The organism is Streptomyces sp. NPDC058877 (assembly GCF_042742855.1).
Lineage (GTDB): Bacteria > Actinomycetota > Actinomycetes > Streptomycetales > Streptomycetaceae > Streptomyces.
In genome coordinates, this window is record NZ_JBHYMF010000001.1 from 76,034 (window position 1) to 89,530 (window position 13,497).

The 13,497-nt window shown below is 72.5% G+C and carries 12 protein-coding genes; 6 read left to right on the forward strand and 6 right to left on the reverse strand.

Annotated features, from left to right (window positions below):
* Positions 1-13 precede the first annotated feature (13 nt).
* Both ACFW2Y_RS00360 and ACFW2Y_RS00365 read right to left on the reverse strand, forming a co-directional pair.
* Positions 14-754 (reverse strand): SURF1 family protein, encoded by a 741-nt coding sequence (locus ACFW2Y_RS00360; protein ID WP_384871242.1) that lies wholly within the window; start codon positions 752-754, stop codon positions 14-16.
* Positions 755-777: 23 nt separating this feature from the next.
* Positions 778-2,601 (reverse strand): prolyl oligopeptidase family serine peptidase, encoded by a 1,824-nt coding sequence (locus tag ACFW2Y_RS00365; RefSeq protein WP_384871245.1) that lies wholly within the window; start codon positions 2,599-2,601, stop codon positions 778-780.
* Between the two features lie 71 nt (positions 2,602-2,672).
* Between ACFW2Y_RS00365 and ACFW2Y_RS00370 the strand changes: the two genes are divergently transcribed.
* On the forward strand, positions 2,673-3,503 hold the full coding sequence (locus ACFW2Y_RS00370) for a class I SAM-dependent methyltransferase (RefSeq protein WP_384871247.1): 831 nt from the start codon (positions 2,673-2,675) through the stop codon (positions 3,501-3,503).
* Between the two features lie 63 nt (positions 3,504-3,566).
* Here ACFW2Y_RS00370 and ACFW2Y_RS00375 read toward each other — a convergent pair whose 3' ends face one another.
* Positions 3,567-3,866 carry a DUF6191 domain-containing protein gene (locus ACFW2Y_RS00375; RefSeq protein WP_384871250.1) on the reverse strand — a complete coding sequence of 100 codons (300 nt, stop codon included), beginning with the start codon at positions 3,864-3,866 and terminating at the stop codon, positions 3,567-3,569.
* Between the two features lie 221 nt (positions 3,867-4,087).
* Between ACFW2Y_RS00375 and ACFW2Y_RS00380 the strand changes: the two genes are divergently transcribed.
* A complete protein-coding gene (locus ACFW2Y_RS00380; RefSeq protein WP_384871253.1) occupies positions 4,088-5,479 on the forward strand; it encodes a tetratricopeptide repeat protein in 1,392 nt (463 codons plus the stop codon).
* A 92-nt stretch (positions 5,480-5,571) separates the two neighbouring features.
* The gene (locus tag ACFW2Y_RS00385; protein WP_384871254.1) at positions 5,572-6,579 is read left to right on the forward strand and encodes a YdcF family protein; all 1,008 of its coding nucleotides are present in this window, start codon (positions 5,572-5,574) and stop codon (positions 6,577-6,579) included.
* Positions 6,580-6,618: 39 nt separating this feature from the next.
* On the opposite strand, the gene ACFW2Y_RS00390 is transcribed toward ACFW2Y_RS00385, so the two are convergent.
* Complete coding sequence (locus tag ACFW2Y_RS00390) at positions 6,619-8,457, reverse strand: alkyl/aryl-sulfatase (RefSeq protein WP_384871257.1); 1,839 nt, start codon at positions 8,455-8,457, stop codon at positions 6,619-6,621.
* Between the two features lie 189 nt (positions 8,458-8,646).
* Between ACFW2Y_RS00390 and ACFW2Y_RS00395 the strand changes: the two genes are divergently transcribed.
* On the forward strand, positions 8,647-8,928 hold the full coding sequence (locus ACFW2Y_RS00395) for a hypothetical protein (RefSeq protein WP_384871258.1): 282 nt from the start codon (positions 8,647-8,649) through the stop codon (positions 8,926-8,928).
* A 111-nt stretch (positions 8,929-9,039) separates the two neighbouring features.
* Here the strand turns inward: ACFW2Y_RS00395 and ACFW2Y_RS00400 are convergent, their stop codons facing one another.
* Complete coding sequence (locus ACFW2Y_RS00400; protein WP_384871261.1) at positions 9,040-10,140, reverse strand: protein kinase; 1,101 nt, start codon at positions 10,138-10,140, stop codon at positions 9,040-9,042.
* A gap of 387 nt (positions 10,141-10,527) precedes the next feature.
* Here ACFW2Y_RS00400 and ACFW2Y_RS00405 point away from each other — a divergent pair, with 387 nt between their 5' ends.
* Together ACFW2Y_RS00405 and ACFW2Y_RS00410 are read left to right on the forward strand one after the other, a co-directional pair.
* Positions 10,528-11,406: a glycosyltransferase family 2 protein gene (locus tag ACFW2Y_RS00405; RefSeq protein ID WP_384871264.1), complete on the forward strand. Its 879-nt coding sequence runs from the start codon at positions 10,528-10,530 to the stop codon at positions 11,404-11,406.
* A gap of 22 nt (positions 11,407-11,428) precedes the next feature.
* Positions 11,429-12,142, forward strand: a complete 714-nt coding sequence (locus ACFW2Y_RS00410; RefSeq protein ID WP_384871266.1) for a 4'-phosphopantetheinyl transferase family protein — start codon at positions 11,429-11,431, stop codon at positions 12,140-12,142.
* A 42-nt stretch (positions 12,143-12,184) separates the two neighbouring features.
* Here the strand turns inward: ACFW2Y_RS00410 and ACFW2Y_RS00415 are convergent, their stop codons facing one another.
* Positions 12,185-13,195, reverse strand: a complete 1,011-nt coding sequence (locus ACFW2Y_RS00415; protein WP_384871268.1) for a helix-turn-helix transcriptional regulator — start codon at positions 13,193-13,195, stop codon at positions 12,185-12,187.
* Between the last annotated feature and the right edge of the window lie 302 nt (positions 13,196-13,497).

A 13,497-nucleotide genomic window follows, 5' to 3' on the forward strand; every position in this document is an offset into this window, starting at 1 on the left:
GGCCCCGGGTGCGCTACAGGCCCAGCGCCTCGTCGCGGGAGGCCTCCGCCTCGCGGCGCACGAGACGGAACCACATGAAGACGACGAAGCCCGCGAAGACGAACCACTCCGCCGTGTAGCCGAGGTTCTGGAAGGCCTTCGCGTCCAGGCCCGTGCCCGCCGCGGCCACCGCCGGGACCGGGGTGAGCCCGGCGGGGGAGTCCGTGAGGGTGATCCACGCGTCGTAGACGTCGTCCGTGACCAGGTTCACGAGGGATGCCGCGCTGATCATGCCGAGCTGCCCCTCGGGCAGCCCGCCCGCCGTGCGGACGCCCTTCGTGCCGGCGTTCTCCGAGGCCTGGAGCGCGCCCACCACCGTCACCTCGCCGGTCGGCGGGGCGGGGGCCTCCGCGCCCTTGGGGAGCCAGCCCCGGACCACCGGCAGGGATCGGCCGCCGTCCGTCCTCAACATGGTCAGGACGTACGAGCCGGTCCGGCCGTCCAGCTCGCGGTCCGGCACGAGGAACTGCTCCCCGAACCGGCCGCTGGCCCGCGCCGAACGGCCCGAGGTCTCCTTGTCCACCGGCAGCAAGGACTCCAGCGACTCGGCCTCCAGGGCGCTCGCGGCCGGCCGCTGTTCGGCCTCCCGGTGGGAGTCGACGCGGTCCTCGAACTTGCCGAGCTGCCAGGTGCCCATGAACACGCAGAACGGGATCGCGAGGAGGACGAAGACGTTGATCCCCCACCAGCGGGGTGTTCTCAGGAACCGGTACACGCCCCCACGGTACGCAAGCGGACTCAGCCCCCTGCAGGCCGGGTCCCCAGGTGTCTGGCCGCGAAGTCCAGGTCCAGGGCGACCTGCTTGATCCGCTCCTCCACCACCAGGGAGCCGTGGCCCGCGTCGTACCGGTACACGTCGTGGGTCGCGCCCCGGGCCACCAGCCGGTCGACGTAGTTGTCGATCTGGCGGATCGGACAGCGGGGGTCGTTGACGCCCGCCGAGATATGCACCGGGGCCTTCACCGCGTCCACGTAGGTGAGCGGTGACGAGGCCGCATAGCGCTCGGGCACTTCTTCGGGGGAGCCGCCGAGGAGCGTCCGGTCCAGTGCCTTGAGGGCCTCCATCTCGTCCTCGTAGGCCGTCACGTAGTCCGCGACCGGGACCGCCGCGAGGCCGACCGCCCAGTCGTCCGGCTGGGTGCCCAGACCGAGCAGCGTGAGGTAGCCGCCCCAGGAACCGCCGGCGAGGACGAGCCGCTCCGGGTCGGCGAGGCCGCTGTTCACGGCCCAGGCACGGACCGCTGCGATGTCCTCCAGCTCGATCAGTCCGACCCGGTGCTTGAGCGCGTCCGTCCACTCCCGGCCGTACCCCGTGGAACCCCGGTAGTTCACCCGCACCACCGCGTACCCGTGGTCCACCCAGGCAGCCGGGCCGGACGCGAAGGCGTCGCTGTCGTGCCAGGTGGGGCCGCCGTGCACCTCGAAGACCGTCGGGAAGGGGCCCTCGCCCTCCACCGGCCGCTGCACGAGGGCGTGGACCCTGCCGCCGGGACCCTCCACCCACACGTCCTCCACCGGCACGGACGGCGGGGCCTTCGGGCCGGGCGGGTCCAGGACGACGCCACCGGCCGTGGAACGCACCACCGGCGGCTCGGCGGTGGAGGACCACAGGTACTCCACGGAGCCGTCCGGCCGGGCCGTGGCGCTCGACACCGAACCGGTCGGGGTGTCCACCCGGACCAGGGCGCCCGTCGAGATCTCGTACCGCCACAGCTCGCTGCGGGCCTCGAAGCCGTGCACGACCAGCAGGCCCGAGCCGTCCGGGTACCACTCCGCCGACACGTCGCCCGGCAGGTCGAGCCGCAGGTCCGTCTCGGCGCCCGTCGCCACGTCCCAGAGCATCGGCTCCCAACGGCCGCGCCGCTGGTGGCCCACGAGCAGTCGGGTGTCCCCGGCCAGCGGGGCGAAGCCGAGGACCGTCAGGCCCAGCTCCTCCGTACCGCCCTTGGTGTCGTCGAGCTCGGCCACCACCTCCACGCCCGGGCCGGTGACCCGCAGCACGCGCAGCGCGGAGTGCATCGCGTCCCCGTGCTCGGTGTGCTCGACCGCGACCAGCGAGCCGTCGTGCGACAGGTCGCCGACGCCCGCCGACTCCCGGTGCCGGTAGACCTCCACCGGTGCGGTGGCCCCCGGGCGCACCAGGTGGACCGTCGAACCGTCCTCGTCCGTGGACCGGCCGACGACGACCGTGCCCTCCCGGCCGAGGGCGAGACCGGCCGGATAGGAGGCGGCGAGACCGGGCACGGCGGGCTCGTCCGGGCCGCCCGCGAACGGCTGACGCATCCACACCCCGAACTCGTCCCCGTCGGTGTCCGCGAACCACCAGATCCACCTGCCGTCCGGCGACAGCGTGCCGTCCGTCGTCCCGTTCGGCCGGTCGGTGGCCTGCCGCTGCTCGCCGCTCGTCCGGTCCCAGGCGTACAACTCGTACGTCCCGGTCGCGTTCGACACGAACAGCGAACGGTCCGGGGCCTCCTCGGCCCACTCGGGCAGTGAGACGCGGGGCGCCCGGAAGCGCTGCTCCCACAGGGGGACGTCGATGTGCTTGCTCTCCGTGGTCATGGCTCCCATCATGCTCCGGGCGGCCGACAATCGGGTCGCGTCCCCCTCAACCTGTGGATAACCTCGCCGGCATGTACTCCCCGACCCCCGAGGACTGGCGCGAGGCCAACCGTGCGCGCTGGGACGAGCGCGTCCCGATCCACGCGGCGGGCGCGTTCTACGACCTCGACTCCTTCCGCGCGGGCAAGGACGCCCTGCGGGGGTTCGAGCTCGCCGAGGTCGGCGACGTCACCGGGCGCTCCCTGCTCCACCTCCAGTGCCACATCGGTCTGGACACCCTCTCCTGGGCCCGCCACGGCGCCGCCCGCGTCGTCGGCCTGGACTTCTCCGAACCGGCCGTCGAGGCGGCCCGCTCGCTCGCCGCCGACCTGGACCTCTCGCAGGACCGGGCCGCCTTCGTGGCCGCCGACGTGTACGACGCCGCGGAGGCCGTCCCGGACCGCGCGTACGACATCGTCTACACCGGCACCGGAGCCCTGTGCTGGCTGCCCGACATCGACCGGTGGGCCGAGACCGCGGCCTCCCTCGTCGCCCCGGGAGGCTTCCTCTACGTGGCCGAGTTCCATCCGCTGACCGATTCCCTCGACGACGAGACCGGCAGCCGGGTGGTGCACGACTACTTCGTCCGCGATCCATGGGTGGACACCACGCCGGGAACGTACGCCGACCTCGACGCGGTCACCGTCCACAACCGCAGCGTGGAGTGGGTGCACCCGGTCGGCGCGGTCGTCACGGCGCTCGCCAAGGCGGGCCTGCGCATCGAGTTCCTGCACGAGCACGACGTCTCGCTCTTCCCCCGCTACGGTGCCCTCCAGCGGCACGAGGACGGGTACTACCGCTTTCCCGTGGACCGGCCCCGGGTTCCCCTGATGTACTCGATCAAGGCCTCGCGCCCGGTCTGAGGCCGCTGCCGAAGACCGCCGGCGGGCGGTCCGGGCCGCTGCCCGGCCTTCCGGGGCCCTGGGTCAGGGGGCGCCGTCGGGCCCGAGCCTGATGACGGCCCGCCCGCTGCCGAGGTCCACCGTCGAATGGCGCGGCGGGGCCCCGTCCTCCTCGTCGTCGCGCACCAGCAGGGCGCTCTGCCGTTCCTTGAGCTCGTTCTTCCTGCCCTGCGAGAAGGTGGCGTGCAGCTGCTCGAAGCCCGTCGAGGAGACCTGTCCGGTGCGCTTGCCGCGCCCGGTCAGGCGCAGGAACTGATCGGCGAAGGCGATCGCGGTCAGCACGACGACGAGGCCGGGAAGCGTCATGAACACGGCGAATTCCACCGGTCCATCAGAGCACGCGGGGCCGCCTCCGGTCGGGCGGATTCCCCGGTGTGCGCGGGTCTCTTCGGCCGATCCCCCGAAAAGCCTGGGCCTGGACACCGGGAGGCCCCAGGATGTGGACCAGGGCGTATAGGTTCAGGCCGCGAAGCTGGCTGGTTTTCAATGGGCCCGTTTCCCGTCGCCACGGCGGGGACGGGAGAGCGACACGGGGGCTGACACACATGGCGGCAGGAGAGCCGGCGGAGACCGAGCGCCTGTGGGGCGAACCCGTCAGCGCGGCACAGATCGCCGCGGCCGAGCACGGTTACGAGGGCTGCGGGCCGGTCGAACGGCTGCTGTGGGAGCGCTTGTCGGTCTTCGAGGGGCCCTTCGCCCGGGAGGCCGTCCGCGAGGTCTGTGCGGCCGGCCCCCTGTCCGCCCGGACCGTCGAGGTCGCCCTGGACCGTCTCGCCCCCTTTGCCCTGCTCCCCGTGGACGACCTGTTCGACGGCGAGGACGGACCGTCCCGCTACTGGATGCCGCATCCGATGCGGGCCGTGGGCGCCCGCCGGCTCACCGCACGCGGCGAACGCCCGGCGGTGGTGCTCCGTCACCGGCGGTGGTGCGTGAAGGTGGCCCGACGGGCCGCCGACTGGTGGCAGCGGGGCCGTCAGCTCGATGCCCGGGACCTCGCGCTGCGCGACCTGCCCGACCTGGCTGCGGCCATGGACCCGACCACCGCACCGTCCTCGCCGGGAACCGAGGCCGGGACGTCCGTCGAGATCGCGGTCTCCCTGTGGTTCCTGTGGGTGGCCTGCGGGAGGAACGCCGAGGGCCGCGCCCGGTTGTGGCACGCCCTCAACCTGCAATCGGGGCCGCCACCCGCCCGCGCCCTCTGGCTGGCCGCCTTCTTGGAGTTGGAGGCGGGACGCCCCGAGGACGCCGACCCGCTTCTCGCCCGGGCGTGGGCGGCGGCCGTACGGGACGGCGACGGGCACTGCCTGGCGGTCCTCGCCCATCTGCGCGGCGCCACGGCCCTCTACCAGGGGCGCACCCGTGCGGCGGCGGCCGAGTTCCGGGACGCACTGGACCAGATGGACGGCCAACCGGAGTTCGGACCCACCCGGCGGGCCTGCTGGGTCGGCCTCGCGCTGGCCCTGTGCCGGTCCGATCCGGAGGCCGCGCAGGAGGCGCTGGACGAGGGGGACCAGGACCGTGAGAGCCGATGGGTCCGGGTGGGCCGCGACCTGTTCGCCGATGCCTGGGCGTACCACGTGCGGGCCGAACTCGGCGCTTGGGAAGGGGACCGGGCGCGGGCCGCCGAGTACGCCAGGACGGCGCTGCGGGAACACCTGCGGCTCGGTTCGGCGGCGGGCGCGGCCTGTGCGGCGGAACTCCTGGCCCAGATGCGGGTGATGGAGGGGAAGCGCGACTCGGCGGCCCATCTGCTCGGCGCGGTCGACCTGTTGCGTTCCTCGGTCTTCGACGAGTCGTACCGACCGGCGGAGCACTGCACGGTGACGCGGAACCGCGGCGAGACGGCCCTCCGGTCGCTGCTCGACGATCCGGAGCTGCGGAGCGCGTACGAAGAGGGAGCACGGCGCGGCCTGTTCGCGCTGGCGGGCGAGGCGTAGGGCCTGGGATCCGCTGCGACGGACGGGGCGCGGAACCTGCTGTCGGGGGTGGGGCGCCGCGCGTTGTCCGTGCCGGTGTCTACGATGCCGGAATGTTCGCCTTCGCCGTGGCCGCCGCCTTTCTGTTGCTCTTCGGGATCGGTGTGCTGCGCGACCGGCGCCGCTTCGGCAACGCCGTCTACCTCGGTCTCGCCGTCACCTTCCTCGGGATCGGCCTCCTCGCGAGGATCGACGAGACCCGGCCCGGGCTCGCCGAGACCGTGATGGTCGCCCTGCTGCTGGTGCTCGGCATCGGACCGGTCGTCCTCGCCGGGCTGCTCTGTGCGAACGGAGTGAAGATGGTGCGCAAGGAGGGCAGGCGCCCGGCCAACCTGCTCGCGCTCCTCGCCGGCCTCGGCATGTTCGGGGTGATGGCCCTGACGGTGGTGACGGCCGTCACCGGCTCGCCGGTCCTGGGACTGCTCACGAGCACCACCCTGCTGGTCCTCGGCTACGTCTCGTTCCTCTTCGTCTGCTTCGTCGGCTACGCGTTCCTGTACGGCCGGATGAGGATCCGCCGGGACGCCGACTACGTGGTGGTCCTCGGCTCCGGCCTGATCGGGGGCCGTCGGGTGCCACCGCTGCTCGCGAGCCGTCTCGACCGGGGGCGGCAGGTGTACGAGAAGCTCGCCGAACGCGGCGGCGAGCCGCCCGTCCTCATCACCTCGGGCGGGCAGGGCCCCGACGAGGAGTTGCCCGAGTCCCACGCGATGGCCGACTACCTGATCGACGGCGGCTTCCCGGCCGCGGCGGTCGTGCGCGAGGACCGCTCGCGCACGACCGAGGAGAACATGCTCTTCAGCAAGGAGTTGATGGAGCGCGAGCGGCCCGGCTCCTCCTGCGTGATCGTCACCAACAACTTCCATGCCTTCCGTGCCGCCCTGATGGCCAGGAAGGCGGGCCTGGACGGCCAGGTGGTGGGTTCGCCGACCGCCGCCTACTTCTGGCCCTCGGCGACCTTGCGGGAGTTCGTTGCCGTCTTCCTCCAGTACAAGGTGGTCAACTTCGGGATCTGTCTGCTGCTGGTCCTGCTGGGGGCCCTGGCGTGGGGGGTGCGCTGAGCAGGTGCCGTCCGGCCCGTCGTGGTCTCCAGGGTCCGCTCACGGGGTGACGATCGGGAACTGGGCGTCGGGCTTGGTGACGTACGAGAAGAGACGGGCGAGCAGCGCCGGGTCGCCCTCCACCCCGATCCCGAGTTCCTGGAGGTCCCTGCCGGCGAGGAGGCCGAGGAGCTGCACCTTCGCGAGGGTGAGGCCCAGCCCGGCGGGCGTGCGCGGCTCGTCGACCACCCGGTGGGTGAGGACGCCGTTGCGCAGGGTCAGCCGCCGTCGTTCACCCTCCTCCGGGGGACCGTCGGTCAGGATCAGATCGATCGTCAGGTCCTCGTCCCAGGCGCGCGGTCCGTCGATCGCGACGGCGATCGAGTCGATCAGCATCGGGACGGTGAGGGCCACCGACATCTCGGGGTTGGTCATGTCGACCATGTCGCCGGTGACGCCCTCCCGGAGCTCCTGGGCGCCGCGCAGGTAGAAGTTGCGCCAGGTGGCGTTCTCGGCCCCGTACCCGAGCTCCTCGTACACCCTGGCGAGGGCCCGCTTCGCCTCCTCGTTCTCCGGGTCGGCGAAGACCACGTGGTTGAGGAGGGTCGCCGCGAACCGCGGATCGCCGTCCTCGGCGTACCCGCGGGCCTTGGCGACGGCCTCGGCGGGCCCGCCCGCCACCTCCACGTACCGCCGCCCGAGTTCCACCGGCGGATGCTCCCACAGGTGGGCCGGGTTCCCGTCGTACCAGCCGAGGTACCGCTGGTAGACCGCCTTGGCGTTGTGGCTCAGCGAGCCGTAGTAGCCGCGGGCGTGCCAGGCCTTCGCGAGGGCGGGCGGCAGCTCGATCCGCTCGGCGATCTCGACGCCCGTGTGCCCCTCGTTGAGCAGCCGGACGGTCTGGTCGTGCAGGTACGCGTAGAGGTCGCGCTGCTCCTCCAGGAACCGCACCACCGCGTCGTGTCCCCAAGTGGGCCAGTGGTGGGAGGCGAAGCCGACGTCGTACCTTCCGTGGAAGTACTCCACGGCCTCGTCCAGGTAGCGGGCCCAGATCCGGGCGTCGCGGACGACCGCGCCCCGCAGGGTCAGCACGTTGTGCATGTTGTGGGTGGCGTTCTCCGCCAGGCACAGGGCACGGTGGTCGGGGAAGAGGAAGTTCATCTCGGCCGGGGCCTCGGTGCCCGGCGTCAGCTGGAAGACGATCCGCACGCCGTCGACGGTCTCCTCCTGACCGGTCGCGGTGACGTCCAGGGTCGGCGGGATCAGGCTGATCGTGCCGGTGGAGGTGTTCTGCCCGAGTCCCACGCCGATCTGTCCGTCCGGCGCCGTCGGCAGGCCGACGCCGTACATGTAGCTCGCCCGGCGGGTCATCGCGTTGCCCGCGTACACGTTCTCGCTGATCGCGTGCTCCAGGAAGCCCACCGGCGCGAGGACCGGGACGCCTGCCTCGGTGCCGTGCGGCAGGACGCCCCGGACCCCGCCGAAGTGGTCGGCGTGCGAGTGGGTGTAGATCACGCCGGTGACCGGGCGTTCGCCGCGGTGCTCCCGGTAGAGCGCGAGGCCGGCGGCTGCGGTCTCCACGCAGATCAGCGGGTCGATGACGATCACTCCGCGCTCGCCCTCGACCAGCGTCATGTTGGAGAGGTCCAGGCCGCGGACCTGGTAGATCCCCTCGGTGACCTCGTAGAGGCCCTGGCGGGCATTGAGCTGGCCCTGCCGCCACAGACTGGGGTGCGCGGTGTCCGGGCACTCCGCGTCGAGGAAGGCATAGGCGTCGTTGTCCCAGACCACCCGGCCGTCGTCGGCCTTCACCACACCTGGCACGAGGGCGCCGAGGAAGCCCCGGTCGGCGTCGGCGAAGTCGGTCGTGTCCTCGAAGGAGGGCAGGGAGTCGCTCATGTGCCTGGTGCTCCGTTCCGCGCGGGCGCTGATCGGCGTACCGCACCATCTGACCACCGGGCCCCGGAGGCCGCACGTCGGCGCGGAGTCCCCTGCTGGCCCTGCGGGAGCGGCGGACCGTACCTAATCTGGAGGTACGCGTGTCCTTCCGGCGACGCGCGCACCACCCCTGCGGTACGGAGGTGGCCCATGGGGCGACGCCACCACTTCCACATCGACTACCTCGGGCACTCGGTCTCCGCGACCGTGCAGACCGGTCACACCACGGTCGTCGAGGTGCTCGTCGACGGCAAGGAGACCGGTTACGCCACGACCAGGGACGACCGGCCGGTGACCGTCGAGGTCGAGCTGCCGACCGATCCGCCGACGCCGCTGTCCGTACGGGCGACTCCTGGACCCGGCGTGCCGCGCTGCCTGCTGCTCCCGGCGGACGACGGGGCCCCGCAGGTGATGGCGCCGCGACTGTATTGAAGGGGGGTGCCGGGCACCGCTGCCGGGCACCGCTGCCGGGCGCTGCGGCCGGGTGCTGCCCAGGAGAGCTGCGTAGAGGGGCTGCCCAGGAGAGCTGATCAGGGTCGCTGCTCAGGAGAGCAGCGACATCCCGATGAGCAGGAAGACCACGAAGGCGATCGCCCCGGCCACCGCGGCGGTCTTGCGGGGACGGCGCCGGGAGAGCTCGGCGAGCCCGCTGCCGGCACTCGACGTGCGCTCGCGCCGACGGCCGGAGGACGCGGCGGCGGACCTGCTCCGCGGCGCGGGGGGCCTGTTCACGGGAGGCGGGGTCGGTGCGGCGACGTGCACCGGTGCGGTCATCGGAAGGGGCGTCGATCCGGCGGCCCGGGGTGCCGAGTGGGAGGGACGGGGTGCCGAGTGGGAGGGACGCGGTGCTGCGGCCCCGGGGTAGGCGCGCCAGCTGCCGGCAGAGAACCAGTCCGCGATCGCCTGCGCAGGAGGGCGCTGCTCCGGTTGCTTGGCGAGCAGGCTCAGCAAGTACGTCTCGAAGTCGGGGGACAAGGACACCCCGAGCTGGCTGGGCGGCGTCGGCGCGGCGTCGATGTGCTGGTAGAGCAGGGCGGTCGCGGTGTCCGCCCGGAACGGGGCGTTCCCAGTGAGGAGTTGATAGAGCACGCAGCCCAACGAATACACGTCGGAGGCGGGCGACGCGGGCTGGCCGAGGGCCCGCTCGGGCGCCAGGTAGAGCCCCGTGCCCACGATCTGACCCGTCGTCGTGAGGGCGGCCGAAGGGTCGTCGACGAACCGGGCGATGCCGAAGTCGGCCAGCTTCACCGTGCCCTCGGCGTCGACGAGGAGGTTGCCCGGCTTGATGTCCCGGTGCACCACGCCCTGCCGGTGAGCCGCTGCGAGCCCGGCAGCGGCATGGGCGGCGACCACGGCGACCCGCTCGGCCGGCAGGACCAGCGGCTGGGAAGGGCTTCCGGCGAGACTGTCGCCCTCCACCAACTCCATGACCAGGAAGAGCTTTCCGTCCCAGGTGCCGAAGTCGAAGACGCCCACCACGTGCGGATGGCTGAGCCGCGCGGCGGTCTGCGCCTCCAGGCGGAACCGGTCACCGGCGGAGGGGTCGGCGACCTGGGCCAGCATCAACTTCACGGCCACCGGGCGCCCCAGGACCTCGTCGGTGGCCTGCCACACCTCGCCCATGCCGCCCCGGCCGATACACACATGAAGCCGATATCGGTCCGCGACCAGCACCTGGAGACCACCCTTTCGACAATCGATCAACCTGATGGAAGGGAACCAGCCTAGAGCCGCCCGACTCCCCTTCTTGCCGCGCTCCCCCTCTCCAGCCCCCCACCGCCACCACCCGCCCCCATCGGCCCTCCCGCCCGAGCCCCTTCCCGGTGCCTCCCCACCCCGTTTCCGACCGGTCGCCGGAGCCCCGCCGCCCCCGTCCGCCCCGCTCCCGCACGGCTTCGACCCCCGCCCGGTGCACGACACCCGAGGCGGGGGTGAACGGAAGGTGTCGCGGCCGGTTAGCATCGCGCCCGGAGCGAACTCCGGTGAACAGGCCCGGAACGGCTCCCGGTGAACACGGGAACGGAGTGGGTCGTGGCACGACCTCGTGTGGGTGTGGCGGTACTGACGATGGGCACGCGCCCTGCCGAGCTGCGGGCGCTGCTCGACTCCGTGGCGCGCCAGGACGAACCCGCCGCCCGGATCGTCGTCGTCGGCAATGGCACCGGCTCGCTCCCGGAGCTTCCCGAGGGCGTGATGGGAGTCGAACTCCCCGAGAACCGGGGCGTCTCCGGCGGCCGGAACGTCGCCATCGAGACGCTGCGCGGGTTCGGTGACGTCGACATCGTGGTCGACCTCGACGACGACGGCCTCCTCGTCGACACGGACGTCTTCCGCCACCTCGTCGACCTGTACGAGGCGGACCCGGCCCTCGGCATCGTCTCCTTCCGCATCGCCGACGAGACCGGCGAGACCCAGCGCCGGCACGTCCCCCGTCTCGGTGCGAAGGACCCGCTGCGCGGCGGCGAGGTGACCACCTTCCTCGGCGGTGGCCACGGCCTGTCGATGCCGATGCTCGACCGGATCGGCGGCTGGCCGGAAGACTTCTTCTTCACCCACGAGGAGACCGACCTCGCCTGGCGGGCCCTCGACGCGGGCTGGAAGGTCCTCTACGCGCCGGAGCTCCTGCTCCAGCACCCCAAGACCAGTCCCGCCCGGCACGCCGTCTACTACCGGATGACCGCCCGCAACCGCGTCTGGCTGGCCAAGCGCAACCTGCCGGCCCCCCTCGTCCCCGTCTACCTGGGCGTGTGGACCCTGCTGACCGTGGCCCGCACCCGCTCCCTACCAGGCCTGAAGGCATGGTTCGGAGGCTTCGTGGAGGGCCTCCGCCGCTCCGCGGGACCCCGTACCCCCATGCGATGGACCACGGTCCTCCACATGACCCGTCTGGGCCGCCCACCGGTCATCTGAGTCCTCTGGGAACATGGCGCCCATGGGTAAGGCAGCGATATCCCGCGGCGACACCGGAGCGGACGACGGAATCGGGGCACGGGTGTGGGTCCTGCCCGTCCCGCCCTCGGCATCGGTGAACGAGTTCGACCTGACCGTCCTGGACGAGGATGAGCACCGCAGGGTGGCGGCCTTCATCCGGGACGCGGACCGTGCCCTCTACGCCTTCGCGCACATCGCGCTTCGGACCGTCCTGTCCCACCTGACCGGTGTGGCGCCGGGCGAACTCCGCTTCGCCCGGGACCCCTGTCCGTGCTGCGGCAAGCCGCACGGACGGCCCGTCCTCACCACCGGGGCACCGGAGTTCTCCCTGTCCCACACCCGGGGGCTGGTCGTGATCGGAACGGCGTCGACCCCGATCGGCGTCGACGCGGAGACCGTGCCCGCACCCGAGGCCGCGGAACAACTCGCGAAGGTGCTGCACCCGGCGGAGCGGGCGGAGCTCGAAGCCTCCCGGCCGGAGGCCCGACCGGGCGTCTTCGCCCGTCTGTGGTCGCGCAAGGAGGCCTACCTCAAGGGCCTGGGCACCGGCCTCGGCCGTGACCTCGCGGCGGACGACGTGCGCCACGGGGTCGAAGGATGGCAGCTCGCCGACCTCGCCGCGGGGCCCGACCACGCGGCTGCCGTCGCGGTCGCCTCCTCGACGCCCTGCGGGGTCAGCGTGCACCACGCGCTTCCGCACCGAGCCCGCGGCTGAGCGCCCTCGCACGGGGGCGGCCCGACCGGATCCGTCCGTGGTCTAGATCCATCCGCGGTCGCGGGCCAACAGGGCCGCCTGGAAGCGGTTCGCCGCCCCCAGGCGCTGCAACAGGTCCGCCACGTACTTGCGGTACGTACGGACCGAGACGCCCACCTCACGGGCCCCGCTCTCGTCCTTCTCCGCCCGGTACATGGTCGCCAGCACCCTGCGTTCGATCTGGCTCAGCTCTCCCTCCGGGCCCGGCCGGGTCGCGACCGCCTCCGCGAGCGTGACGGAGTCCGACCACATCCGCTCGAACAACGAGACCAGATGGGCCACCAGCCCCGCCTCACGGATCACCAGTGCGCCCAGGCGCGGGTTCTGCGGGTCGATCGGGGTCAGTGCGACCCTCCGGTCGAAGACCAGCATCCGCTCCAGCGGCTTCTCCGAGATCCGGATCTCCGCCCCCATCGCCGAGAGCTCCTGGAGGTAGGCAAGCGTCGGGGCGTCCTCCACCGCCGCCGGACGCATCAGCGTGCGCATCGTGATGCCCCGCCGCAGGATCCGGGCGTCCAGCGGTCGTGACGCCTCGATGCTGGCCGCGCTGAGCGCCCCGTGCGGCTGCGTGGTCAGCCCCTCCTCCCGCGTGAAGAAGGTCAGCTCGTCGATCACCGCCCGGACGTTGGGTGTCCCCTCCACCCGCTCGACGGCCGGTCGCTCCGATGCGTCGCGCGTGACCGGACGTCCCGCGTCCCGCTCCGCCAGCAGCGATTCGACGACCCGCTGCTCGGCCGCCACCCGCCGCAGCTCCTCCTGCAACTCCCGCAGCCGCAGGTCGATCAGCCGCTGTACGGCGATCGCGGGCGGCGCCGGCCGGATGCTCCCGTTGTCGGCCAGGGAGGTCAGCTCCATCGAATCCAGCCGCTCCAGCCGCTCCTCCACCTGCGGAACCGGCACCCCGAGGTGCTCGGCCAACACGGGGGGCGCTCCCTCCGCGAGGCGGAGCAGGCACCGGTACAGCTCTTCGTCCTCGGCCGGCATTCCCAGGTGTTCGAGGCTTCCGGCGCGCAATGGATCCCCCTTGTGATGGTGCTCCGCGTGGTCAGCACGGTGGGCCGATCATAGGAACGCGGACACCGGCTGGCCAGCGGGGACGGAGCGGCCCCCACCGGTTTCGCTTCCGCCGCCCCCGCAGCTTGCTGCACGCACGGGTGCAGGAAGTTGCGCCCGGAACCACTCGAACACGACCCTTCGAAAGGGCAGTTTTCTCCCTGTCGGAACGACGAAGGGCCGCGGGCGGAGCAGCGACGCAGAAGGCCGGGCCCGGCGGGCACGCGCGCATCGCGTCGACCCCGTGGAACGGGTCCGCGCCC

Coding starts and splice junctions, on each gene's coding strand:
- ACFW2Y_RS00365 (WP_384871245.1), bottom strand. CDS start 2,601: ATGACCACGGAGAGCAAGCACATCGACGTCCCCCTGTGGGAGCAGCGC.
- ACFW2Y_RS00370 (WP_384871247.1), top strand. CDS start 2,673: ATGTACTCCCCGACCCCCGAGGACTGGCGCGAGGCCAACCGTGCGCGC.
- ACFW2Y_RS00380 (WP_384871253.1), top strand. CDS start 4,088: ATGGCGGCAGGAGAGCCGGCGGAGACCGAGCGCCTGTGGGGCGAACCC.
- ACFW2Y_RS00385 (WP_384871254.1), top strand. CDS start 5,572: ATGTTCGCCTTCGCCGTGGCCGCCGCCTTTCTGTTGCTCTTCGGGATC.
- ACFW2Y_RS00390 (WP_384871257.1), bottom strand. CDS start 8,457: ATGAGCGACTCCCTGCCCTCCTTCGAGGACACGACCGACTTCGCCGAC.
- ACFW2Y_RS00395 (WP_384871258.1), top strand. CDS start 8,647: ATGGGGCGACGCCACCACTTCCACATCGACTACCTCGGGCACTCGGTC.
- ACFW2Y_RS00410 (WP_384871266.1), top strand. CDS start 11,429: ATGGGTAAGGCAGCGATATCCCGCGGCGACACCGGAGCGGACGACGGA.